At 37.9% G+C, this 22,512-nt stretch carries 21 protein-coding genes and 3 tRNA genes; 8 read left to right on the top strand and 16 right to left on the bottom strand.

The features are described 5' to 3' along the window. The first annotated feature begins 124 nt into the window (after positions 1-124). On the top strand, positions 125-604 hold the full coding sequence (locus tag ABXG98_RS01660) for an RraA family protein (protein WP_353536940.1): 480 nt from the start codon (positions 125-127) through the stop codon (positions 602-604). A gap of 146 nt (positions 605-750) precedes the next feature. On the opposite strand, the gene ABXG98_RS01655 is transcribed toward ABXG98_RS01660, so the two are convergent. The 7 genes from ABXG98_RS01655 to ABXG98_RS01625 all read right to left on the bottom strand — a co-directional run bounded on the left by ABXG98_RS01655 (position 751) and on the right by ABXG98_RS01625 (position 7,356). Further along, positions 751-1,182, bottom strand: a complete 432-nt coding sequence (locus ABXG98_RS01655) for a hypothetical protein (protein WP_353536939.1) — start codon at positions 1,180-1,182, stop codon at positions 751-753. A gap of 2 nt (positions 1,183-1,184) precedes the next feature. Continuing rightward, positions 1,185-1,613 carry a hypothetical protein gene (locus ABXG98_RS01650; protein WP_353536938.1) on the bottom strand — a complete coding sequence of 143 codons (429 nt, stop codon included), beginning with the start codon at positions 1,611-1,613 and terminating at the stop codon, positions 1,185-1,187. A 286-nt stretch (positions 1,614-1,899) separates the two neighbouring features. Then, positions 1,900-3,087 (bottom strand): amino acid aminotransferase, encoded by a 1,188-nt coding sequence (locus tag ABXG98_RS01645; RefSeq protein WP_353536937.1) that lies wholly within the window; start codon positions 3,085-3,087, stop codon positions 1,900-1,902. Between the two features lie 209 nt (positions 3,088-3,296). Then, a tRNA-Phe gene (locus ABXG98_RS01640) sits at positions 3,297-3,372 on the bottom strand. A gap of 150 nt (positions 3,373-3,522) precedes the next feature. Next, positions 3,523-3,846, bottom strand: coding sequence for a DUF1289 domain-containing protein (locus tag ABXG98_RS01635; RefSeq protein WP_353536936.1), 324 nt, complete (start codon positions 3,844-3,846; stop codon positions 3,523-3,525). Positions 3,847-4,020: 174 nt separating this feature from the next. Then, on the bottom strand, positions 4,021-5,577 hold the full coding sequence (locus ABXG98_RS01630) for a SulP family inorganic anion transporter (RefSeq protein WP_353536935.1): 1,557 nt from the start codon (positions 5,575-5,577) through the stop codon (positions 4,021-4,023). Between the two features lie 198 nt (positions 5,578-5,775). After that, complete coding sequence (locus tag ABXG98_RS01625) at positions 5,776-7,356, bottom strand: sensor histidine kinase (RefSeq protein WP_353536934.1); 1,581 nt, start codon at positions 7,354-7,356, stop codon at positions 5,776-5,778. 181 nt (positions 7,357-7,537) lie between these two features. Here ABXG98_RS01625 and ABXG98_RS01620 point away from each other — a divergent pair, with 181 nt between their 5' ends. Then, a complete protein-coding gene (locus ABXG98_RS01620) occupies positions 7,538-7,888 on the top strand; it encodes a hypothetical protein (RefSeq protein WP_353536933.1) in 351 nt (116 codons plus the stop codon). A 21-nt stretch (positions 7,889-7,909) separates the two neighbouring features. Here ABXG98_RS01620 and trmB read toward each other — a convergent pair whose 3' ends face one another. Together trmB and ABXG98_RS01610 are read right to left on the bottom strand one after the other, a co-directional pair. Then, on the bottom strand, positions 7,910-8,632 hold the full coding sequence (gene trmB / locus ABXG98_RS01615; protein ID WP_353536932.1) for a tRNA (guanosine(46)-N7)-methyltransferase TrmB: 723 nt from the start codon (positions 8,630-8,632) through the stop codon (positions 7,910-7,912). Then, positions 8,625-8,966 carry a YggL family protein gene (locus tag ABXG98_RS01610; RefSeq protein ID WP_353536931.1) on the bottom strand — a complete coding sequence of 114 codons (342 nt, stop codon included), beginning with the start codon at positions 8,964-8,966 and terminating at the stop codon, positions 8,625-8,627. Before ABXG98_RS01610 ends, trmB begins: the two co-directional genes overlap by 8 nt. A 153-nt stretch (positions 8,967-9,119) precedes the next feature. Here ABXG98_RS01610 and mutY point away from each other — a divergent pair, with 153 nt between their 5' ends. From mutY to ABXG98_RS01595, 3 genes are read left to right on the top strand one after another with little or no spacing between them, the layout of a single operon-like run. Continuing rightward, positions 9,120-10,232, top strand: coding sequence for an A/G-specific adenine glycosylase (gene mutY, locus ABXG98_RS01605; RefSeq protein WP_502901522.1), 1,113 nt, complete (start codon positions 9,120-9,122; stop codon positions 10,230-10,232). A 24-nt stretch (positions 10,233-10,256) separates the two neighbouring features. Continuing rightward, positions 10,257-10,664 carry a VOC family protein gene (locus ABXG98_RS01600; protein WP_353536930.1) on the top strand — a complete coding sequence of 136 codons (408 nt, stop codon included), beginning with the start codon at positions 10,257-10,259 and terminating at the stop codon, positions 10,662-10,664. Between the two features lie 17 nt (positions 10,665-10,681). Beyond that, complete coding sequence (locus ABXG98_RS01595) at positions 10,682-11,032, top strand: Fis family transcriptional regulator (RefSeq protein WP_353536929.1); 351 nt, start codon at positions 10,682-10,684, stop codon at positions 11,030-11,032. 89 nt (positions 11,033-11,121) lie between these two features. On the opposite strand, the gene ABXG98_RS01590 is transcribed toward ABXG98_RS01595, so the two are convergent. The 6 genes from ABXG98_RS01590 to ABXG98_RS01565 all read right to left on the bottom strand — a co-directional run bounded on the left by ABXG98_RS01590 (position 11,122) and on the right by ABXG98_RS01565 (position 18,443). Further along, positions 11,122-12,435: a sensor histidine kinase gene (locus ABXG98_RS01590; protein ID WP_353536928.1), complete on the bottom strand. Its 1,314-nt coding sequence runs from the start codon at positions 12,433-12,435 to the stop codon at positions 11,122-11,124. Continuing rightward, positions 12,435-13,766 carry a sigma-54-dependent transcriptional regulator gene (locus ABXG98_RS01585; RefSeq protein WP_353536927.1) on the bottom strand — a complete coding sequence of 444 codons (1,332 nt, stop codon included), beginning with the start codon at positions 13,764-13,766 and terminating at the stop codon, positions 12,435-12,437. Before ABXG98_RS01585 ends, ABXG98_RS01590 begins: the two co-directional genes overlap by 1 nt. Positions 13,767-13,891: 125 nt before the next feature. After that, entirely contained in the window at positions 13,892-15,097 is a 1,206-nt protein-coding gene (locus ABXG98_RS01580; RefSeq protein WP_353536926.1) for an ABC transporter permease, read from the bottom strand. 10 nt (positions 15,098-15,107) lie between these two features. After that, positions 15,108-16,421, bottom strand: coding sequence for an ABC transporter permease (locus ABXG98_RS01575; protein WP_353536925.1), 1,314 nt, complete (start codon positions 16,419-16,421; stop codon positions 15,108-15,110). Positions 16,422-16,439: 18 nt separating this feature from the next. Further along, positions 16,440-17,159, bottom strand: coding sequence for an ABC transporter ATP-binding protein (locus ABXG98_RS01570; RefSeq protein ID WP_353536924.1), 720 nt, complete (start codon positions 17,157-17,159; stop codon positions 16,440-16,442). Positions 17,160-17,180: 21 nt separating this feature from the next. After that, positions 17,181-18,443 (bottom strand): efflux RND transporter periplasmic adaptor subunit, encoded by a 1,263-nt coding sequence (locus ABXG98_RS01565; protein ID WP_353536923.1) that lies wholly within the window; start codon positions 18,441-18,443, stop codon positions 17,181-17,183. A 262-nt stretch (positions 18,444-18,705) separates the two neighbouring features. Between ABXG98_RS01565 and ABXG98_RS01560 the strand changes: the two genes are divergently transcribed. The 3 genes from ABXG98_RS01560 to ABXG98_RS01550 all read left to right on the top strand — a co-directional run bounded on the left by ABXG98_RS01560 (position 18,706) and on the right by ABXG98_RS01550 (position 19,436). Continuing rightward, on the top strand, positions 18,706-18,978 hold the full coding sequence (locus ABXG98_RS01560) for an oxidative damage protection protein (RefSeq protein ID WP_353536922.1): 273 nt from the start codon (positions 18,706-18,708) through the stop codon (positions 18,976-18,978). A gap of 210 nt (positions 18,979-19,188) precedes the next feature. After that, positions 19,189-19,264 (top strand) — tRNA-Phe (locus ABXG98_RS01555). A 96-nt stretch (positions 19,265-19,360) separates the two neighbouring features. Continuing rightward, a tRNA-Thr gene (locus tag ABXG98_RS01550) sits at positions 19,361-19,436 on the top strand. Between the two features lie 698 nt (positions 19,437-20,134). Here ABXG98_RS01550 and ABXG98_RS01545 read toward each other — a convergent pair. Then, positions 20,135-22,276 carry a hypothetical protein gene (locus ABXG98_RS01545; RefSeq protein ID WP_353536921.1) on the bottom strand — a complete coding sequence of 714 codons (2,142 nt, stop codon included), beginning with the start codon at positions 22,274-22,276 and terminating at the stop codon, positions 20,135-20,137. Positions 22,277-22,512: the final 236 nt, after the last annotated feature.

Below are 22,512 nucleotides of genomic sequence, written 5' to 3'. Positions count from 1 at the left end.
TTTACGCTCAACGTATAACTATTCACTAATACTGAATATATAGTATCAAAGTTTAGTGAAAAACACTCCTTTAATGCTAGAATACTGGCTTATACCCTATATAAAAAAAGAACAGGACACATTTATGACATTTTTTACCGCAGATATCTGTGATGAATACAGCGATAAAGTCTCTGTATTAGGCTTTGGCTATCAAAACTATGGCGGCGCTAGCAAATGCCAAGGCGAAATAGTGACCATAAAATTAGACAAAAACAATGCCGATTTGATTTCATTGCTTAGAGACGAAGATGGTGCAGGTAAAATAGTCGTTGTTGACGTAGACCAAGAATATTTTGCCGTTGTCGGTGAAAACTTGATGAAGTTTGCCCATAAAAACAATTACGCTGGCATTGTTGTTAATGGCTACATCAGAGATACCTTTCAAATAACAGATATCCCTGTTGCTTTATATGCCTTAGGAACCTGTTCAAGGAAATACATTCCGGTGACTTCAGGTCAGCGTGCTATAAGTTTAGCATTTGGTGGTATTGAGATTAACCACGGTGATTACCTATATGCCGATACCGATGGTGTGATTGTTACTAGCGATAAGATTGTTTAAGTTTTGTAATAAATTTGTCTTGATAAATCTCGAAGTTAGCAAAAAAAGGGATTTGCTAACTTCGAGATTTCAATTTATTAAGAGGCTATATTACAGGGGCGCGTTCTAACTAACGTGTTATTTTAAGGTGAAGCGCTGTTCAACATTTAGTTATTATATTCACTGGGGCATTTTGCCGTTTGACTAAAGTCAGCTTCATCACTAGCAAAAAATACATTTATTTCATCAATTAACCACCGCTGTTCGGACTTAATATATTTAAGGTTAAATGATATAGGCATGTTTTCTGAATCAAAACCATTAATGGTTAAGCAGCCAGATGTTCCCAAGATCATTTCGAAATTATTGATTTTCTTAGCCATATATCCCTTAAACAATAATTGCTCAGCAACTTCCAAACTATTAAGGTTTAATTGATTCAGTAAATTTTTACTGAAAAAGCTAGGGCTACTCTGAATAATATTACTTTTACTAGTATTTGACTCATAATCTAAAAAAGTAGAGTAAAGTGATTTACCTTGCTCATGTGTAGCACAGGAACCTAGTAACAGAGTACATAAAAATAATAAAACTCGCACTATTACCTCCCCATGATTTTTTGTAATTCCATGTCATAAGCTTTATGCCTGCCTTTAAGTGCTCTGGCAGCTTGACATAATAAGCCAGAGCAAGAAATAATTAATTCTTCCAAATTAAAATCTCCCATAACAGTTAGGCTGATTACTTCTAAATTGAAAGTTGCTCTATAAACGACTTTCATTTTACCTTTATTTTCAAAGTTAACTGTCACTCTTTTAATTTTAACCCCTATTTTATTTAATACTGGGGCACCACTAAATGATAAAGAACCTAAAGTTCCAGTAAGAGTTGCTTTTCCTGTTTGATCGACAACTAATTTAGCCCTACCTTTTTCTGCCATTATCTTAGTTGTTAATCCTTTATCTTTTGAATAAGCAACCTCGAGTAGCTTTGCAACCGTAATTTTAACTTCACTTCTAGACATATTCATTTAAGAGTTCCTTTCTTGTTTAGGTAATGTGAATACTAATAGTATTGTTAACTGGACAAAATCCTTGCTTAAATATTTTTTAATTATTTACTTTATAACTCATGTTCTTACGATATTATGTCAACTTACTCTATACGTTAAATATAATCTATCATTCAATTAAGAAAAACAAGGTAATGGAGGGAGTAGAGCAAAAGATACTATTCAACCTAAAAATAAAAAACTCGCAAGTAGTTTTTATACTTGCGAGCTTTTGAGTGTGTAATCAACAGAAATTTTTAAATGACTAAAGCACTTTAGCGATAGATTGTGTTAAGTAATTCACATTATCAGGAGAGATCCCCGCAAGGCTGATACGACTTGAGCCAACAATATAAATACTAAATTCGTCTTGTAAGCGTTGCACTTGTGCTTGATCAATCCCTAAAAATGAGAACATACCATTTTGTTCGGTAATGAAGCTGAAATCACGAGTAACGCCATTAGCAACTAATTGCTCCACTAACAGCTGACGCATACCATTAATACGATCACGCATTTCTTTTAACTCGCCGTGCCATTGAGTAGTTAATTCTGCTGAGCTTAAAATAGTTTCAACTATCGCCGCCCCGTGTGCAGGTGGCATTGAGTAATTAACACGAACAACAGAAAGTAATACCGAGTTAATTATATCCGCTGAAATTGAATCCTTACCAATAATAGAGCAAGCACCAATACGCTCTCTATATAAACCGAAGTTCTTTGAACATGAGCTACAGATAATCATTTGCTCAACTGAGTCAGCCATTAACCTAAGGCCATAAGCGTCACTATCTAAATCTTGACCAAAACCTTGATAAGCCATATCAATAACAGGCAAAAAACCCACTTGCTTAGCAACGTCAACAATTTGTTGCCATTGCTCTTTGCTTAAATCCATACCACTTGGGTTATGACAACACGCATGAATTAAAACAGCATCGCCTTTAGGTACTTGTTTTAAAGCTTCAAGCATACCCGAAAAGTCTAAACAATTGTTTTCATAATCATAATAAGGATAAGTTTCAATGGCTAAGCCTGCCGCTTTAAAAACACCTTGATGATTCGCCCAAGTCGGATTACTTACCCAAATAGTAGCGCCCGGTGTGCAGGTTTTGATAAACTCGCCAGCGGTACGTAAAGCACCAGTGCCGCCTGGAGTAGAGATGGTACGAATACGATTGTCACGGATCACCTTGTGATCACCTAAAATCAATGCAGTCATTTTTTCATTGAATAATGCTGAACCAGCAGAGCCTAAATATGCTTTACTACTTTCATTATCTAAACGAAATTTTTCAGCTGCTTTTACACAAGACAAAACCGGCGTATGACCATTTTCATCTTTGTATATACCTGCGCCAAGATCAATTTTATTTGGGTTGGCGTCTGCTTTAAATTTTACCGATAAACCTAAAATAGGATCGGGGGGTAACTGAGTTAACTGTGAGAACATAAGTTTAATACCTTTCTAATTACGGTGTTAATTTTGTATAACGAATTTTTTGTACAACTAATGTGGCCGATTATACCTCAAACCAAATGAATAATCATGCATTAATATTGAATATTTATTGAGCCCTTACACTATCAAACGTCTAAAACGCAAAAAGCCTGCAAAATCTTGCAGGCTTTAGTTTTCTCAATCTTTTTCAATAATAAAAATGGTGCCCCGACCCGGAATTGAACCAGGGACACGAGGATTTTCAATCCTCTGCTCTACCAACTGAGCTATCGGGGCATTTGAAGCATTGCCTTTATATTATCAAAGATAATATAAAGGCAATGCTTCAAAGAGCGCGTATCATAGCTAGAATTTCTTTAGGTCGCAACCGTTTTCTAATTACTTTGTAAAAGAAATGACTTTGCAAAAGGCTGCGGTTAACTCACGCTATAACTCAAAGTCATTAAAGTCTAAATCACTATCTGTAGCTAGTTTGTGCTTACTTGGCGGATCGAGCAATGAAGGCTGTTCAACTTGATGTTGCTCTTGTGATGATGTTGTATGCGCACCTTTTGTAGCAACACCTTTGTTTGCTTTGCGTTTTTTTCTTTGGATGCAGCGCTTTATAATTTTTTGTTTATTGTCATTATCAAGATTGACCCAATTTTGTCGTTCATCACGCGTACGCATGCAACCAAGACAATAACCTTTTTCGTCAGATTGACACACGCCTACACAGGGGCTGGGAATTTCAAAAAATTCTAACTGCATTTTACTACTGTACCTTTGTACCTATAAACGCGATAAAGCGCAATAACGCCCATGACGGCTACTCATCGCAACATACCATTCACCGTAGAGATAAATTTCAGCACATAAAAAATGCGCTGTAAGTTTAGTATAACTTATCAGCGCATACTTTAATATTTTCCTTGCTAGCGTAACTTACGCTAGCTTATCAGAAGCAATATGGTAATCAGGGTCTTCTATTACATTCACTTCAACTAAATCACCTGCTTTTTCCAATAACAATTGGCATTCTTGGCTAAGGTGTTTTAAATGTAACGTCTTACCTTTTGTTAAATAACGTTCAGCCAAAGTATCAATCGCTTCAATGGCCGAATGATCAGCAACTCGCGAGCGTTTAAATTCAACAACCACATCATCACTGTCTTTTTCAACATCAAACTGTTCTAAAAATGTAGCTACTGAGCCAAAAAATATTGGTCCAGTGACTTCATAAACAGTTGAACCATTAGCATCAATACTACGATCAACTTTAATGTGCTTAGCATGCTCCCAAGCAAACACTAACGCAGAAACAATGACACCAACCACTACCGCTATGGCTAAATCAGTTGCTACCGTAACACCAGAAACTAAAATAATAACCAACGCATCAGCTTTAGGCACCTTGCTTAAAATTCTAAAACTTGACCACTCAAAAGTGCCAATAACCACAATAAACATTACGCCAACTAACGCAGCTATTGGGATCATTTCAATTAAGCCAGAGGCAAATAAAATAAAACCTAATAAAGCGAGTGCCGCGGTAATACCTGAAGCTCTACCACGACCACCTGAGTTTACATTAATCATAGATTGACCAATCATGGCACAACCGCCCATACCACCAAAAAATCCGGTCACTGTATTTGCCGCACCTTGAGCAATACATTCTTTATTGCCTCGACCACGTGTGCCTGTTAGCTCATCAATCAAGGTTAATGTTAATAATGATTCAATTAAACCAATAGCAGCTAGCACTAAGGCGAATGGTAAAATCACTTTTAATGTTTCTAAATTAAAAGGAACATTCGGTATTGAAAACTGCGGTAAACCACCGGCAATAGAAGCGCTAGGATCATTGGTCATATCACGAAGAAAATCGACTACGGTGCGGGTATCTAACCCTAGACTTTGCACTAATAAGGTCACCACAACAATCGCTACCAGTGATGAAGGAACAGCACTTGTCAATTTAGGTAAAAAATGAATAATTGCCATGGTTACTATAATTAACCCAGCCATAATCATCATAGGTGTGCCTTGTAACCACTCAAGTTCGCCTGCGCTATTGGTTACTTTAAATTGCCCAAGTTGCGCTAAGAAGATAACAATAGCTAAACCGTTAACAAATCCAAGCATTACCGGATGTGGCACTAAACGAATAAACTTACCCAGCTTAAATATACCGGCTAATATTTGCAGCACCCCGGTTAGCACGACCGTCGCAAAGAGGTATTCAACACCATGAATGGCAACTAAGCTCACCATAACAACAGCCATAGCCCCAGTTGCCCCAGAAATCATTCCCGGTCGACCACCAAATATTGCGGTGATCAAACCAACCATAAATGCAGCATAAAGCCCTACTAAAGGCTCAACACCGGCAACAAAAGCAAAGGCTACTGCTTCTGGTACTAACGCTAGAGCGACCGTTAAGCCTGACAATACATCATTTTTCAAATTCGACGTTTTACTGGCGTGTAATTCAAACATTTTTATCTCGTTGGTTAAATTAGATACTTTGCAAAAAACTCAAGTATAAATAACATCGTCCAAGTACCATACTCTCAAACAATAATGAATTTTCGCTTAGATTTTAGAGGGCGGGAATACTATAGATTTAGGTGGCAAAAGTCAATATTTGCTTGTTTTTAAAGCAAAAACAAAGTGATGATTTACATCTAAAAACCCTTAACTATTTGCAATAGCTAGGTTTTGTTTTGCTGAGTTAATTGGTACCACTACTTGAAAACAAACCCCTTGCTCAGACTCTAACAGCTTTATTGTACCGCCTAATTTCGCATTAACTAAATTAAAGACAATATTCAACCCTAAGCCAGAGCCTCCTTGGCCGCGTTTAGTGGTAACAAAAGGGTCAAAGATACGGGGCTTGAATTCTTCTCCTATGCCTTTACCGTTATCACAATACACAAGTGTTAGCATTTCATCGTTTTGGCTAAAGGCTATTGATATTTCACCTGCTTGGCGATCCTCAAAACCATGGATATGAGAATTCATCAAAAAATTAGTCAGAATTTGATTCCAAGCACTGGGGTAAGTAATCAAGTTAAGATCTTCATCGACTTCAATACTAATATGGTATTTTTTATGCTTAAACAATGTTTTAACTGTATTGACAACATCATAAACATGTTGGTGTAAGTTAATACACTCCTGTGGATCAGTATGTTGTTCAACCGCAACCGATTTAAAGCTGCGAATCAATTCAACCGACTTATTTAAACTTCGTTCAATAATCTGCTCATATTCAAGCAGTAATTTCAAAGAATCGACAAGATAGGATTTGGTTAGTACTTGCGAATCAAGTGCTTGTTGAATATTATCAACTCGTTCTTTAAGTGCAGTAATAGATGTAATACAAATACCCAAGGGGGTATTAACTTCATGAGCTACCCCAGCAACTAACTGCCCTAGAGATGCCATTTTTTCAGATTGTACTAATTGCTCTTGTGCAATAGTCAAAGTATTAAGCGAATGATGTAGTTGCTTATTGGTATTTTCTAATTTTGCGGTTCTATCATGAACTTTAACTTCTAATTCACCATTTAACTGCAACAAAGCATTTTCAGCATCTTCTAGTTTAGTTATTTCTGTTTGTAAATTAACACGCATGGTATTAATTGCACTAACTAAATAGTCTAGCTCATCTTCAACAGCAGGACGATTTGATAAAACCAATTCATTATTTAAATTATGGCTTGCTAAATCTTGCGCATAATGAGTTATTTTAAATAAATGTCTGGTAATTAATTTATCAATAATAAGTACAATAAAGAAAGCAACAATAAAGATTTTGATAAACTCAGTGACAAGAATAAAACCTGCCTGTTGCCATAGTCTTTGATATAGATCTTGATAGTCAGCATACACATGAAGCTTACCTACATGGTTACCATTAAAAACAATAGGGAATTGATGATATTTTTTAGTAACAATGTCAGCGTTTCCAGATTGATATCGGTAATCAAAGTCATTTTCAACCCGAACAAAGCCAATATCTGGTAGCTCTACAATACCTTGAATTTGCTGTGCAACTAACGATTTATTGAAATCCCATAAACTATTGGCAATCGCTGGGATATAGCTTTTTTCGATATCTTCAAAACGTTGTTCTAACAAGGTCAAATCATCTTTAAAGAATGAGTACAGCTGAACTAGCGTTGAACACACAGAAAGAAATACACTACATAATAATATATAGAGCAACAATCGTTTCGTCAGTTTGTTATGGATTTCAATGGCTTTATTCATTAATGCTGCTTATACAAACGGCTTATCCTTCAGTGACCATTTAATGCCTGTTACTGGGAAAAGTCAACTTTAACCGCCACAATGACAACGGCTAACAAATTTAACAGGGTATGATAAATAATTTGATATTTTTTTTATAATGTTGCTATTATTCTGCCATTATTGATATTCGAGAAAAAACATGCAAATTATCGCTATACTTGCTCTTGCTTCGTTAGTTTGGTTGATCTGGCAATTGATTAAGGCGAAACGCTTTACTCGTTTTAAGCACAAGATAGAAGATGATTTAAAAGAGAAAGTGGTTGCTAGTATTATTGCAGAGCTAGACAACAATCGCAGTGACGTGTTTCCCAATAATGATTGTCATAAACAGGCAACTATTTTTTATTGGACCCAATATAAAAGCCGCATATTGCATGCGGCTTTACAAAGAGAAATCATTACTGAGCAATGGCTAAAAGATTCAGGAAACTTAAGTAACGCTCAACATTTATTTTATGTTGAAAAAGCCTATTTACCTAAGTCAACTTAATTAACTATCAACAACCAGGGGTTAGCTTTTAGCAAACTGTAAATCCCAAACACCATGTCCTAACCGTTGACCACGGTTTTCAAATTTAGTTAGCGGACGAGAGTCAGGTCGCGGTACATAATCATTAGTGGTAGAAAGATTAATATATCCGTTAGCTGATTGCATATCAGCCAACATACACTCGGCGTAGTTTTCCCAATCCGTTGCCATATGAAAAACACCGCCTACTTTTAATTTTTTACGAATGGCTTCAACAAAGTCGGCTTGTACAATACGGCGTTTATGATGCTTCTTTTTATGCCAAGGGTCAGGGAAAAAGAGTTGCACTGTCGTTAAACTATTATCGGGAATACAATCCGCTAATACTTCAATTGCGTCGTGCTCGTAAACTTTTAAGTTTTCAAGGTCTTGCTCTATAGCTGTAGCAATACAAGCCCCTACTCCTGGTTTGTGTACTTCTACCCCAATAAAATTTAGCTCTGGGGCTGCTTTAGCCATTTCAACTAAGGATTTACCCATACCAAAACCAATTTCTAATACAACCGGATGGTCATTATTAAATAGTGAATTGGTATTAATTAGCCCATCACTATGATTTAATCCCATTGTTTGCCAGTGATCATTTAAAGCTCGCTCTTGAGCCTTAGTTAAGCGACCTTCACGTTTAACAAAGCTACGCACTTTTCGAATGTATTTACCTTCTTGTTCGGCTTGTTCTAAGGTTTTATGTGTTTTCTCAGTCATTTGCCCACCAAACATCGTAAAGATCGCTAACTGCTACTGAGGTAGCACCATTGGCAGTTAACCACTGTTCAACTGCTTTACGATTTTCATCAGTACAACAGCCTAATTTTTGAGTACAAATTAAACCATGCCATAATGTGTCGCCTTCACCACCAAAACCTAAACCATTGGGTTGAATAACTTCAGCAAAAAACTTATCAATAAAAGCATCTAATTCATCACTGGTAATATCTTCATTTAATTGCCAAGCCACATCAAAACCTAACTCTTTAAATTCATCAACTCTTAACTTCTTGCGTAGTCGCTGACTTCGATTCTTTGCATCAACTTTCATGGCATAGCCTCATAACATTGGTATCTAAAAAATAATTGCCGCCATTATACAGATTTCCGACAAAGCAATAAAACAAATTTATGCCACGCCATTAAACATTTTTGAGTCCATAATCAAAATTCGCTACACTGCGCATCTATTTATGAAATGACCATGATTAATACGCCAATGACGTCTGCCCCAATTTTTAATGTTGATATTTCCATTGCTTCAGCCAATAAGTTCGCTAGCCAAGTCGTTGACTGGTATCACCATCAAGGAAGAAAACATTTACCTTGGCAGCAACATAAAACGCCTTATAGTGTTTGGGTTTCTGAAATCATGCTACAGCAAACCCAAGTCAAAACTGTTATCCCTTATTACCAACGTTTTATGGCTAGCTTTCCTACTATTACTGATTTAGCTAACGCCGAACAAGATCAGGTTTTACATCATTGGACTGGCTTAGGTTACTACGCTCGAGCACGAAACTTACATAAGGCTGCACAAATAGTACGAGATGATTATCAAGGTGAATTTCCCAACGACATCGAGCAAGTTATAGCCCTACCAGGGATTGGTCGCTCAACCGCTGCAGCTATTTTAAGCTTATCACTCAAGCAGCATCACGCAATTTTAGACGGTAATGTTAAGCGGGTGCTCGCTCGCTGTTATTTAGTTACTGGCCATAACGCCCAAGCTAAGTTTGAAAAAGCCTTATGGCCAATAGCCGAAAAACTAACGCCTAAACATCAAGTTGAACATTACAATCAAGCAATGATGGATATCGGCGCAATGATTTGTACCCGCACTAAACCGTTATGCCAACAGTGCCCAGTAAGAAATGGCTGCCTAGCCTTTGCTGCCAATGAACAAGCTAACTACCCACAGAAAAAGCCTAAGAAAGCTATACCGGTAAAATCAACGATTATGTTGATCCCACGTATTAATAATCAGGTGTTAATGGAAAAAAGGCCACCATCAGGTATTTGGGGTGGGCTCTATTGTTTTTTAGAAGCAAGCAATAAAAATGAAGTTTCATCGCTATTAAATGCGTTGGGCTTAACCCTTGTAAACACCACTAAATTAACTGAATTTCGTCATACTTTTAGCCATTTCCACCTTGATATTGAACCCATACTTGTAGATTGTACATTAGCCAACCATAATCAAATTAATGAGCCAACAAACCATAAATGGTACAAGTTAGATAACACCAATAGTGTTGGCTTAGCTGCATCAAGTTGCAAAATATTAGCTGAAATTAACGAACTTGCTATGGTCTGATCATAACTTTTTCGAGGAGTAACAATGTTAACCATCATAGGCATTGACCATATAGTTTTACGTACTGACAAATTAACCCAAATGGTGCACTTTTATTGTGATATTCTCGGTTGTACATTAGAGCGAGAAACAGACCCCGCAATAGGCTTAACACAGTTACGTGCAGGTAATGCACTGATTGATATTGTTAATATCCATAGTGAACTCGGTGGCAAAGGCGGTGCTACGCCAACCGACAAAGACAACAATCTAGACCATTTTTGTCTACAGCTAAAATCAATAAGTGAAGATGCAATTCGTCAACATTTTCTCAATCACAGCATTAAACTAGGTACATTTGAACGACGCTATGGCGCGCAAGGTTTTGGCCAATCAGTTTACCTTACAGATCCACAAGGCAATACGGTGGAACTGCGCTCTGAAATTCAATAAGTGATAATTGTATTGTTATGCGAAAAACAGATAAAAAGCGAGATAAACAACTCGGAGAGTGCTTGACCCAAGTTTGTCAGCACTCATTAACTCAATATAACGGTTTTCAATGGTTAACTCACATCGTTAATTATGCTCACTTTCCCAAAAGTTTAAAAATAGTGTGTGTTTTTGATACAGAGCATAACCTCAATATATTTCTTAAGTCTCATCACCGCCAGCAGCTTAATAGTCTGATTCACCAAGCATTATTTAAACTCAATATCAATATCCGTAACATAGTTAGCCATATATCATACGATACAGAAGAACGCTGCCAAAAAGAGCATAATGGCAATTGGGCAAAGCGATGCGCGCAAGCGCACTAAAACGAGCACCGTGAAGTTGCTTGGGTATATATCGACAGAACTAATATATTGAGCTATTTGGTATGATGAGTACTGACTAGGTTACTACATTAATTAGGATTTACAGGCACTTGTGGTAAGCTAACAACAACTTCTAAACCACCTCCTTGGCGATTATGAATTGACAGCTTTCCTTCATGAGCTTCAATAATCTCTCTGCATAAAGCTAAACCAAGCCCTGTACCAGATTGTTTTGTGGAGTAAAAAGGAATAAGGGCATTTTTTAACACTTGTTCGGACATACCAGCTCCCCTATCTTTTATCGCTATATTTAGAGTATCAGGCATTAATGACACTTGCATTACAACATCTTCGAATGCCGAACCCGACTCTTGTGCATTTTTCACTAGATTAATCAAAGCTTGTTCTATTTGGCTAGCATCAAACTTTATGCTGATATTAGGCACTTCCGATTGTAAATTAAAATCCAATTGCGCCTGCAATTGCTCAATAAAAACTGCCAGCTCTGTTGCTGTCAGACGAGGTGTTGGCAACTTTGCAAACTTTGCGTAACCTAGGATAAATTGATTTAAATGATCGATGCGCTCTTTTATCGTCTCAAAAATTAACGATAATTTGCTATCATCATATTTTTTTGCCAGCAACTTCCCTGAATGTGTTACTGATGAAATAGGCGCTAGTGAGTTGTTAAGCTCATGGCTGATCACTCTAATTACCTTCTTCCATACTGCAACTTCTTGACGATTTAACTCACGTGTCATTTGTTTCAACAAAAATAACTGATGTTTTTTATTATTAAGTAAAAAATCTCCGCGTGAAAGGTGCCATGTTTCACTACTGTCTTGATGTTCAATGACAAACAAGCCATCTTGATGATGAGAAATGGCTTCTTTTAGAGCCTGAGGCCATTGACTAATCAAGGTAGAAAACACCTCTCCTTCTAAACGTTTCCCTTGATTGAGAAAGTGACGTGTCGATGTGTTGGAGTAAACAAAAAAATCATCATCATCCACCAAAAACATCATAATAGGTGAACTTTCAATAACCTTATCAAGTAGTAATTCTCGCTGGTAAATGCTTTGCTTCTCAAACCTCAGTTTTTCTGCTGCCTCATTATAAAGATGACAGAGTTGGCTTAGTTCATCATTGCCATTAACGGATAAACTATTAGAAAATTCATTGTCTTTAAAATTTAATAAACCGGTTTCAAGGGCTATAATTTTTTCACTTATAGTTTTAAACAAATAATTGACTAATGCAGCCACTAATAAAGACGTAAACAGCATAATTAGTATCAGCAATAGCCAATCTGCTTGCTGTAGATATATATACAACACTACATTACTCACCCAAGAGGTAATTAAAGCTATGGTTGTCACTTTTGCCTTTATCGTATGCAGCATTATTTGTTAATTCCAAATTTGTCCATACGACGATATAACGCTTGGCGACTCAGCCCTAAAGATTTAGCTGCTCTACTAATAACGCCTTGATGCTCTGCAATAGCTTGCACTATCATATTCTGGGTTATCAGCTCACTTTGAACTTGTTCTTGAGGGGCAATTGAAGCTAAACCAAAGTCTTGAGGTTGCCACTCTGGTGATTGGGACAATACCATGGCTCGTTGGCAGGCATTTTCTAGCTCGCGCACGTTACCCGGCCAATTATGGGCTTGTAATGCGAGCATAGTCTGTTTTGGAATTGGTTTTTTACCCTCAGTAAAATGCTCAATCAACGGTAAGATATCATCTTTACGCTCTGCCAGTGCAGGTAACTCGACTCCTATAACATTTAAACGATAATATAAATCTTCTCTGAATTTTCCTGCTTGTATGTCTTGAATCAAATGAGCATTAGTTGCACTAACTACCCGAACATTGACAGTGATAGTCTCGTGGCTACCCAAGCGTTCAAACTCGCCTGTTTGCAAGACTCTAAGTAATTTAACTTGCCCTGAAAGTGATAAATTGCCAATTTCATCCAAAAATAATGTACCGCCATCCGCTGCTTCAAAACGCCCGATGCGTTTTTTATTCGCCCCAGTGTATGCCCCTGCCTCGGCGCCAAACAATTCGGCTTCCATTAAATCAATAGGCAATGCGCCAACATTAACTTTCACAAAGGGTTGTCTTGCCCGTAGCGAATTCGCATGAATAATATCAGCAATTTTTTCTTTACCTGCGCCATTAGGCCCAGTGATCAACACGCCAACATCTGACTTTGCAATTTGCAGGCTCATATCAACCAGGCGCTGCATGACGGTACTGGTAAAAACTAACCCACATAAGTTTGCCTGCTGATTGATAGAGTCGCGCTCACGCTTTTGTTGACCAAGTCGTTGTGACTCCTGCTGGAGTTCATTTAGCTCAATCAGGTTGTTAATAGTTACCAGCAGCTTTTCATCGTCCCAAGGCTTAGCTAAATAATCAGCAGCACCGTGCTTAACCAATTCAATCGCCATGGTTAAATCAGTCCATGCAGTAAGTAGAATTACGGGTAAATCGGGTTGCTGGTCGCGCATTTGATAAAATGCTTGTTGTCCTTCTACGCCACTGGTGGTGTCTTGGCTAAAGTTCATATCTAAAATCACTAAAGCAACGCTCTGATACATAATGATAGGCATAGCCTCTACCGGGCTACTAGCGATTAACACTTGGTAGTCATGCAACTCCAATAATATGGACAGTGCATTACATACCGACGGATTGTCATCAACGATTAAAATTTTATCCATAAATCAATTCTGTTTCTCAGATTCATACAGCGCTTACTATAACTCAATCAATTGATATTAGTAGAAATTAAGCGCAATTAGAAGAAAAGTCGTAGACCTTTACTAAAGGTCTACTTGTTTAACAACTACACCGAACGTGTCGCAATAGCTGGTGATATCATTGACGCCTTACGTGCAGGCCAAAACACGGCAAATTCTACCACGACGATAATACCAACCAACGTGGTGACGATATAATTAAATGCTAATGATGATGTAGAAAAATAGGTCATTAAATAGTTATTTAACACCAATGCCAACACAACACCTATAGTAATGCCAATCAAAGCGATAACGGCACTTTCTGTCATGAAATATCGCAAAATATCTAACCGACTTGCACCTAACGCTCGCCTAGTGCCTATTTGCTTTTGTCGTCGGTTAACATTAAATACCGTCATTCCAGCAATACCTAGCGCGGTAATAAAAATAAGTACCGCTATAATCACGATTAACATATTGGTCATGAGTTTATCGCTTTGATAACTGCGTTTTTTCTTTTCTAATAGCGTTTCTGCCGAACTTATAACCCGACGATTTTCTTGAGCTAAGAGAAACTGCTGAACGTTAGCAATCACGCTATCTACTTGTTCTGCTTCAACGTGAATAATAAAGCGCATAAATTTTCGCACATTAAGTACAGGCATTAACGCTGTTTGTTCAACCATTGGTGAATGTAACCAAGAACCCTGCATTTTATCTATAATACCAATCACTTGTACAGGAACATCAGCACTGTAGATAAATTTTCCAAGAGCGTTACCCTCTGGGAACAATTTATCCGATAAGGCTTGGGTAATGATAGTCACCTTTGGAGTATTACCATCACGTTCACGAATTACCAATTCATCAGGACGAAAGTTTCTGCCCTCAATAATTTTATGACCAAAAACATTTGCAATATTGTAGTTACCAAGAAAAACTCCAGCATTAATATTTTGTGCACCGTCTGAATCAAGTTGATTACGGAATGTCCAAGAGTCACCACTGCCCGATAAAGGAATTTGATTAATCGCCGTTGCGTCGATAACACCAGGAAGCTCTAACACTTTTTGCTGATCAAGCAACAATTGATCTGCGATATTAACCGCATCATCATAAAAGTACATATGAAAACCAATAAGTTGAGTTTCAGCAAGACCACTACCACGCTGCATATCGTCAATGCGACCTTTGATGATAAAAGCAGCGTTACTGACAATGGCTAAAGTCAGTGCTATTTGCAAGACAATCAAAATAATACTGCTTTTATTGCGCATCATCGCATTGAATATTGGGGAAATATTTAACATCACAGTACTCCTATTGAGTTTTTAAGTAAATTGAAGGTAAGGTGGTACAAACGCGCCATGCTGGATAAATACCGGCCAATACTGTCGCGCTAACCGCAATAACTGGTGCAGCAAAAAACATGGTCATGTCCATGGTGGCGACAAAATCAAAACCATCAAAATTATTCTTTAACAGCGTTAATCCTAAGTAAGCGAATACCAAACCAAGTAAACCACCAATAAGCCCCAACACGCCTACTTCAACTAAGTGCTGAGCAAACACCTGCCCTTTACTTGCTCCGAGTGCTCTGCGCACTCCAACACTAGGTGCTGACCGTAAAAATTTAGCTAACAACAAACCGATAGAGTTAACCAGGCAAACGGTTAAAAACATAAAACTTACTGCGACTAATACATAGCTGTCGTTGCCAACAACATTATTATAATCAAGCCATTGCTGTACATCTCGCAATATACCGCGGGCATCGTCTCGTTCAAAGCGTGCCAGTTTTTTTTGTTCTGCCACATATCCGGCTAAGTATTGCTGGAATTCATCTTTTGCTTGCTCTGTTAGCAATTCCGCCCAATACTGAATCCACAAGGTTTCAGAAGCTAGCTTGTCTTGGTAGGTATTACTATGTTCCTCCTTCCAGCCATTGTTATTGCCCCATGACTCAAATTCATGCACACCTGATAAAATGAAAGGAATAAACACTTGTTCGGCCGCTTGAAAGGCACCATTGTTTACATCATAAAACTTCGGTTTGGGTTGCCAAGCTTCAATAATGCCAACAATTTGAAACACTTTGTCATTTAAGAGCATTTCTTTTCCAGTGTTATCGCCGCCACCAAACAATTTCTCATTCAAATCATTATTAATTACTACCTGTAAGGTTGGATTCTTGTCAACTGTTTCACTCCAGGGCGCACCATGCAAAAACCTAATATTAAACATTGAGAAAAAATGTCTCGTTGTTAGCCGTGTTGAGCGCAAGAATGGCGTAAATTTGGGGTCTAGTGAGCGTACAGAAAAACCGGTTTTATACATAGCGGTGTGCTTGTACTCTGGCATCCCTCTCATTAAGTTAACTGCATCTTGATACGTTAATTGAACAGGCATATTGTCTATTGTGCGCCATTCAGATGTTTTACCTGACGCTTGTAGCTGTACAGAAAATAATTGCGATGACTTTTCCGGTATAGGGTTATTACCTGTCATGTGATTTAGCGTAAGTGCCGTCATTGATATACCAATACCACAAGCAATAGCTAACACCATAAGTAAGGTTGTTGTTGGGGTGCTTTTCAGGCTTTTAATAGCCAATTGTAAGTAATAGCTAAACATATTTCCTCCTTAGCTTGCTTAAGCTATAGCTTCCTGTTCATTGACACTTTCGACTGTGCCGCCTTGATACATGGTAAAATCACATAACTGACCATCTACAATTTGAATATTTCGCTGGGTCCGACGAGCTAACTCAGGATCATGTGTGACCATGACTATAGTTGTCCCTTGCTTGTTAATGTTTTCTAATAATTCCATCACTTGCTTAGCCATTAAACTATCTAAGTTACCTGTAGGTTCATCAGCCAGTAAAAACTTAGGCTCACCTGCCAGTGCACGTGCAATTGCAACGCGTTGTTGCTGTCCCCCTGATAGCTGAGAGGGTAAATGTTTCATTCGCGCTGCCAAACCGACCATCTCAAGGGCTTGTTCTATTTTTTGTTTGCGTTCTTTACGACTAAAACCGCGATAGCGTAGTGGTACATCTACGTTTTCAAAGAGATTCAAATCTGGTATCAAGTTAAACCCTTGAAAAATGAATCCTATTTTTTCATTCCTTAAACGAGACAGCTCACTATCAGACAAGCCGACAATACTTTGCCCATCTAATTGAAAATCCCCCGAAGAAATGTTTTCCAATAAACCTGCAATATTCAAAAACGTGGTTTTGCCTGAACCCGAAGGCCCAGTAACAGCAACAAACTCGCCTTCTTTAACTGATAGACTGAAATCTCGCAAGGCATGTGTTTGTACAAGCTCAGTTTGATAAACCTTATTAATTGATGACATTTTTAACATATTGTTCTCCTTAAAATATAATTAGTAAAGTAACACTTTTTCTTTATTATCAAAGACATCTAGGCTTGAGATAACCAAGGTGTCACCTTCTTCAACCCCGTGTAAAATTTCGATATGGCTCATACTTGTCGTGCCGCTTTCTAATGCTATACGTTGTGCTATATCATTTTTTATTTGGTAAGCTGTTTTGCCAGCGCCGCTTTGATAGAACTGCCCTCTGCGTACCATCAAAACATTATTTTTTTGTTCTAAAATAATCCGAGCGCTCACCCGTTGGTTCTGCCTAAGTGCCGCCTCTTCATTGGTCAACATGCGAACCCTTGCTGTTACTTGACTATTGATCACTTCTGGTGAAATAGATGACAGTTGCCCTGTTATTTGCTTACCGGCAATAGTTACTTCTACCGTCATACCTAAGCCCAATTCGTCAGCATAAGACTCTGCTACTTGCAATTCGGCTTCATAAGTTGATAAATCCACAATCATCATTAATGACTGATTAATTGCGACTTTAGCTTTTTGCTCAACTAACCAATTACCAACAATACCCGCTACTGGCGTCAGTACTGTAAGTTCGCTCACTTTACGCTGCAATTCGGTCAAAACTTGTGTTTGTGCTTTTAATTCTAACGCTTTATTTTCAACCTCAAAGGCTAAGGTATCTTTCGATAAATCAGCTTCTTGCTCAGCATGATGTGCACGTAGTGTTGCTCGAGATAAATCATCTTGTGCTTGCTCAAAATCTATTTGACTGATCAATTGGCGATCAATTGAACTATTGGCACGGCGAGCTTCTCGTTCTGCCGCTGCCAAATCTACTTTTGCTAGTTCAAGTTTTTGTTGCAATTCAAGATGTTTGCGACGGGCGCTAAGCTTTTCTCGATTCAAGGCCGACGTTAGTTGCTGTACCAGAGTTTGTTGTTGATTGAGTTTCGCCATCAGCTGTGGACTATTAATCTGTGCGACAATTTGCTCTGATTTCACCATATCACCAGGCTTTACCAACATAGTTACTAAGCCTTGCTCTGGGCTATATATGATAGGGGCATTAGCGGCAACAATTTTTCCTGAAGCTACAATATCTCGATGAAGATCACCACGTTCCACAGTTGCCAGTTTTAACTGTGCTTTAGCTATACTTACTTCATTACTTAGCCAAGCACTTGTTGCTTGCCACGTTAGTAAAATAGCTGAAACAGCAACAAGCGTTATCACGCCTTTTTTCAACCAAGAACTTTTATGATTATTCATCACAGTATCTTGTTCACCAGTATCACGAATCATCTTTATTCCTCTCTTTCGACTTAACTAGATAGCAGCATCTTGCATGCCAACAAGATAAACCATTGAAATAAAATAAATTACAGCAATTCAACAACCTTTGAATGTGTCCGCGGACACCAGTAAAGGTTGATGAAGTATGATATTTCGGACAGTGGACACAGATATTAAAAGCAACTGCGTGATAAGCCTTATGCAATTTAGTTGATTATGCTAAAATCGCCGACAAGCTGAAATATTCATCATTTATAAAAAGAGACGACTAATGAGCAGAACGGTATTTTGCCAGAAATTACAAACAGAAGCCGAAGGGCAAAGATTTCAATTGTATCCGGGTGAGGTTGGTAAACGAATATTTGATAACATTTGTCAACAAGCATGGACTGACTGGCAAAAAAAACAAACCATGTTAATTAACGAGAAAAAAATGAACATGATGAATGTTGATGATCGCGCCTTTTTAGAAAAAGCCATGATAGACTATTTGTTTAATGATATAGAGCCTGATATTGAAGGTTATGTACCGCCAAGCAAGTAACCTTGGTTAGAGAATATAAGCACCAACTTTAAATAATATTCTCAGTTAACATACTATTTTGGCAGTTAAATGGCTTTTAAAACATCAAAGCGCAGAAAAAAACACCAAACAGACATTTAATTAAAAAAAAGGGTTGACTGAAATAAAGAAAAACAGTTTAATACGCCCCGTCTTAACGAGGTAGCGAAATAACCTTGCAATAGATGAAATGCCCCGATAGCTCAGTTGGTAGAGCAGAGGATTGAAAATCCTCGTGTCCCTGGTTCAATTCCGGGTCGGGGCACCATTTTAAGAGATGGTGCTCAATAGTAATATTAAGCATGATTTCGGTGCCAAAGTATTATGCTTTATAAAAGCAATAATACTGCACACAGCTTTGTGTGCCGACTTAGCTCAGTTGGTAGAGCAACTGACTTGTAATCAGTAGGTCGCCAGTTCGACTCCGGCAGTCGGCACCATTCCTTCGTAGGAAGCAAGCAGCCCTAACTTCGGTTAGGGCTTTTTTGTATCTATCGATTGGTTAAATTCTTAATCAACTTTCACTTACACCAATATTTTATCTACCCTGCACTATTCGTGACTTACACACCTGTTTAATATTTATTTCGTGTTATTGATAGGCACAAGATCCATCCTATTTAGCTTAAACCCCATTAGGACGAATTGGGTATTAGGGTAAATCTAATTTTTCTTAATCATTTTTAGGTGTTTTCTACGGAATAATACCAATTTTCTTATATTTCTTCCCAACTCAGAGCTATGCTCGATGCTCAATAACAAGACAAATTTGTTTAGGTCTAGTCATTCTTAATCAAACGAATTTAACGATGTTAGTAGGTATCGAGCAAGCTCCCAAAGGGCCAGTTTAAAAGACTTACATGCTGCGATATTGATTTTGACAAGGACACTACATGGATGTAGCTTATTAGAGAATGCAGGAGCATATTCTCCTGAATGACCGTTCTCTTCAATCAATGCCTTGCCTCTAAACCTTTTCTCTCGCTGAGTGGGAAAGATCTTAATCAACTTGGTATAAAAAAGCGATATAGAGGACCAGGAAGATGTATACCTGCTTAAGCGACAAAGAAGACATTTAGCCCACTGCATCGCGGTTCTCAAGTTTGAAAGTTGATCTCATAGAAAGCTGATTTTCAAATCACATAGTATTTCTTTGCAGCGTTGGTCCTTGGCTTCTTGTTGACCGGAGCTGTCCCATACTCTTTTCAAATTGCTTAATGAGTGGTGAATCACATTTAAAGGTTTCCTGCATTTTACGCACGCCGCGCAACACTTCATGCTCATTAAGTAAAGCATGCGACATAGCGCGTACTTCACAAACTTCCTGACACAACCCAAGTAAATAGCTAGGTATTTTGAATTGCTCAGTGTAATTACGACCTTCTGCAATGACTCTTGAATTTCCAAAACCATCAAGCTCCAGTACAGTGTCAGAACTCGCATGCGCAGTATAAGTTGAAGTTCCGGCCATGCATTCTCTATCGTTATTCCGGTAATTAAATAAATATTCTTCTATAGCGGCATTCGACATACTTATACTCATATTCATTTTTCTGCCCGCGGCTTCAGCTAATTCTTTAAGAGGATTGGTATTCATAAACGTTTGAAGTTTTCCTAAATACTGCGCATCTAATTTACTTATCGTGGCGGTGTCAGTACGTAGCATTGCATCTAAATACTCGCCACCCGGTAAATTACATAGTTCCTTGTTTTCGCAGCGCTTAGTTAATTGGTTTGTATTCATGGTTGCCTGGGGCGCCAATTCGTTAAAAAGGGCTATGGCGACTTTCTCACTTTGTGTTAAATACATCATACGCATTTTATTTGCAGCGAGGGAAGATTTACGTAAACACTTTTCAGTGGCGTCATTTTTACCAGCGACCCATTCAATACAAAGCGCTTGGTTGGGCTTTTCATTACCCGATTTATCAATCAACTGATACTGACTAGACTGCCATACAGGTTGAGAGTGTTGCTGGCTGGTATTTTTACTGAACTTAAAAATAGTATTTGTCGCGCCTCCTTCAATATCACGCGTAATATTGCCGGTTTCGGTATTCTTCATGGTATTTCTGATTAACAATTCTTGTTGCTTGCTGTCCCATATAGTATACCGTGTTCTATCACTAGGGTTGTAAGCGTTAGTTTTACCATACACTCTAATGGCAACTGATTGGTTAAAGTCAGTACCATTAAACGATATTTGGTCTACGCCACTTGTGTCGACTAAGTAAAAGCGAGTTAAATCCTTAAGTTTTTGTTCTTTATCAATTTGAGAGGGTAAGTTTACAACAAGCTGTGATAAATCGACCTTTTTTTCACTAATCAAGCTGGTTAACATAAAAGCATTTTTAATTGTCTCACAATCTGTTGTGTTAGGATGCTCATGGATATTGCCATACTTATAGATGTCATATTGTAAATTCTTAATATTGACATTAGATGGCAAAGGTTGGCGATATTCAGTTGGCCCTCGTCCACTTCCTCCTCTTTTTGTTCCGACCAGAATATCTTGCTGTGGCGATGACTCTAAATGAAGGAGATCAAAAGGAAATACCTTTTTAATTTGTACTTTGATATCGGCTAATTCACCGAAATACATTGCGCAAGTAGCTGGCACTTTTCTTAAAGAATCGGCCGTCACATTCTGAGGATTTTGTATAATGGTAAGTTCAACAGCGGTGGGTTTACCGCCTGCATATTCTTTAATCATTTGATTTTGCGCATTACTGGGTTTCACTCTAGTAAGCTCTACGAGTTTAAATCCCATAATAATAGACATATTGCCGGTCATTTTAACGGGAGCAACAAAAGATTTTAAATGGATAAATTCCCATATCCTTTTACATTTTTTAGCCTGCGCATGATCCTCATCATTTTTCCTAAACATTCTAACACTTTTTGGAATACTTAGCTTAAAAGCCCTATTACGACTATCAACCTCTTTCTTTTCAGTTGCTTGTCTTGCCACCCACATAGTGTTATTGCCTAAAGGAAATGCCACATTAGTATTACATTGCGGTTGCTTAGCAAACGATATTACGCCCTGTAATACACCTACACTGCGAATATCTTGAGACCACCTTGTATCGTGCCATAAAGTTAACTCTATCCTACCCAGATTACTTTTAGGGAGTGCCCAATTACCGACTAATTTTTGTGAATGTAGAACTTGTGAATAAGCCGTTGCTTGAATACCTAAGAGCAACAGCAAAGTCAGAATGAAAATAGATTGCGCAAAAATCCGTCGCGCATGAATAAATAACGATTGGCTACTCAAAATAAATCCTTGTTTAGGTGTAGTAACCTGACAGTAACACAGGCCGTCTATATATTTCAATTTGAGGTAACCTCTAATCGCTGTAAATACACGGCAAGAACATTGTAAATTGAGCTAAATGAGAATGATTAATCAGAATAGCTTTTGGTTTGGGCTGATATTAATTTTTATTCTTCTGGTGATTTAGACACCTTTAAGGTTTTGCTTATTATATGCTATAAACATTTCCAGTTTTA

Source organism: Colwellia sp. KU-HH00111, assembly GCF_040362745.1.
In the GTDB taxonomy this organism is placed as follows: Bacteria; Pseudomonadota; Gammaproteobacteria; order Enterobacterales; family Alteromonadaceae; genus Colwellia.
Note: the sequence above shows the minus strand (reverse complement) of the source record. Positions and strands in the feature narration are given on the sequence as shown.

Coding starts and splice junctions, on each gene's coding strand:
- ABXG98_RS01660 (WP_353536940.1), top strand. CDS start 125: ATGACATTTTTTACCGCAGATATCTGTGATGAATACAGCGATAAAGTC.
- ABXG98_RS01650 (WP_353536938.1), bottom strand. CDS start 1,613: ATGAATATGTCTAGAAGTGAAGTTAAAATTACGGTTGCAAAGCTACTC.
- ABXG98_RS01645 (WP_353536937.1), bottom strand. CDS start 3,087: ATGTTCTCACAGTTAACTCAGTTACCCCCCGATCCTATTTTAGGTTTA.
- ABXG98_RS01635 (WP_353536936.1), bottom strand. CDS start 3,846: ATGCAGTTAGAATTTTTTGAAATTCCCAGCCCCTGTGTAGGCGTGTGT.
- ABXG98_RS01630 (WP_353536935.1), bottom strand. CDS start 5,577: ATGTTTGAATTACACGCCAGTAAAACGTCGAATTTGAAAAATGATGTA.
- ABXG98_RS01625 (WP_353536934.1), bottom strand. CDS start 7,356: ATGAATAAAGCCATTGAAATCCATAACAAACTGACGAAACGATTGTTG.
- ABXG98_RS01620 (WP_353536933.1), top strand. CDS start 7,538: ATGCAAATTATCGCTATACTTGCTCTTGCTTCGTTAGTTTGGTTGATC.
- trmB (WP_353536932.1), bottom strand. CDS start 8,632: ATGACTGAGAAAACACATAAAACCTTAGAACAAGCCGAACAAGAAGGT.
- ABXG98_RS01610 (WP_353536931.1), bottom strand. CDS start 8,966: ATGAAAGTTGATGCAAAGAATCGAAGTCAGCGACTACGCAAGAAGTTA.
- mutY (WP_502901522.1), top strand. CDS start 9,120: ATGATTAATACGCCAATGACGTCTGCCCCAATTTTTAATGTTGATATT.
- ABXG98_RS01600 (WP_353536930.1), top strand. CDS start 10,257: ATGTTAACCATCATAGGCATTGACCATATAGTTTTACGTACTGACAAA.
- ABXG98_RS01595 (WP_353536929.1), top strand. CDS start 10,682: ATGCGAAAAACAGATAAAAAGCGAGATAAACAACTCGGAGAGTGCTTG.
- ABXG98_RS01590 (WP_353536928.1), bottom strand. CDS start 12,435: ATGCTGCATACGATAAAGGCAAAAGTGACAACCATAGCTTTAATTACC.
- ABXG98_RS01585 (WP_353536927.1), bottom strand. CDS start 13,766: ATGGATAAAATTTTAATCGTTGATGACAATCCGTCGGTATGTAATGCA.
- ABXG98_RS01580 (WP_353536926.1), bottom strand. CDS start 15,097: ATGTTAAATATTTCCCCAATATTCAATGCGATGATGCGCAATAAAAGC.
- ABXG98_RS01575 (WP_353536925.1), bottom strand. CDS start 16,421: ATGTTTAGCTATTACTTACAATTGGCTATTAAAAGCCTGAAAAGCACC.
- ABXG98_RS01570 (WP_353536924.1), bottom strand. CDS start 17,159: ATGTTAAAAATGTCATCAATTAATAAGGTTTATCAAACTGAGCTTGTA.
- ABXG98_RS01565 (WP_353536923.1), bottom strand. CDS start 18,443: ATGATTCGTGATACTGGTGAACAAGATACTGTGATGAATAATCATAAA.
- ABXG98_RS01560 (WP_353536922.1), top strand. CDS start 18,706: ATGAGCAGAACGGTATTTTGCCAGAAATTACAAACAGAAGCCGAAGGG.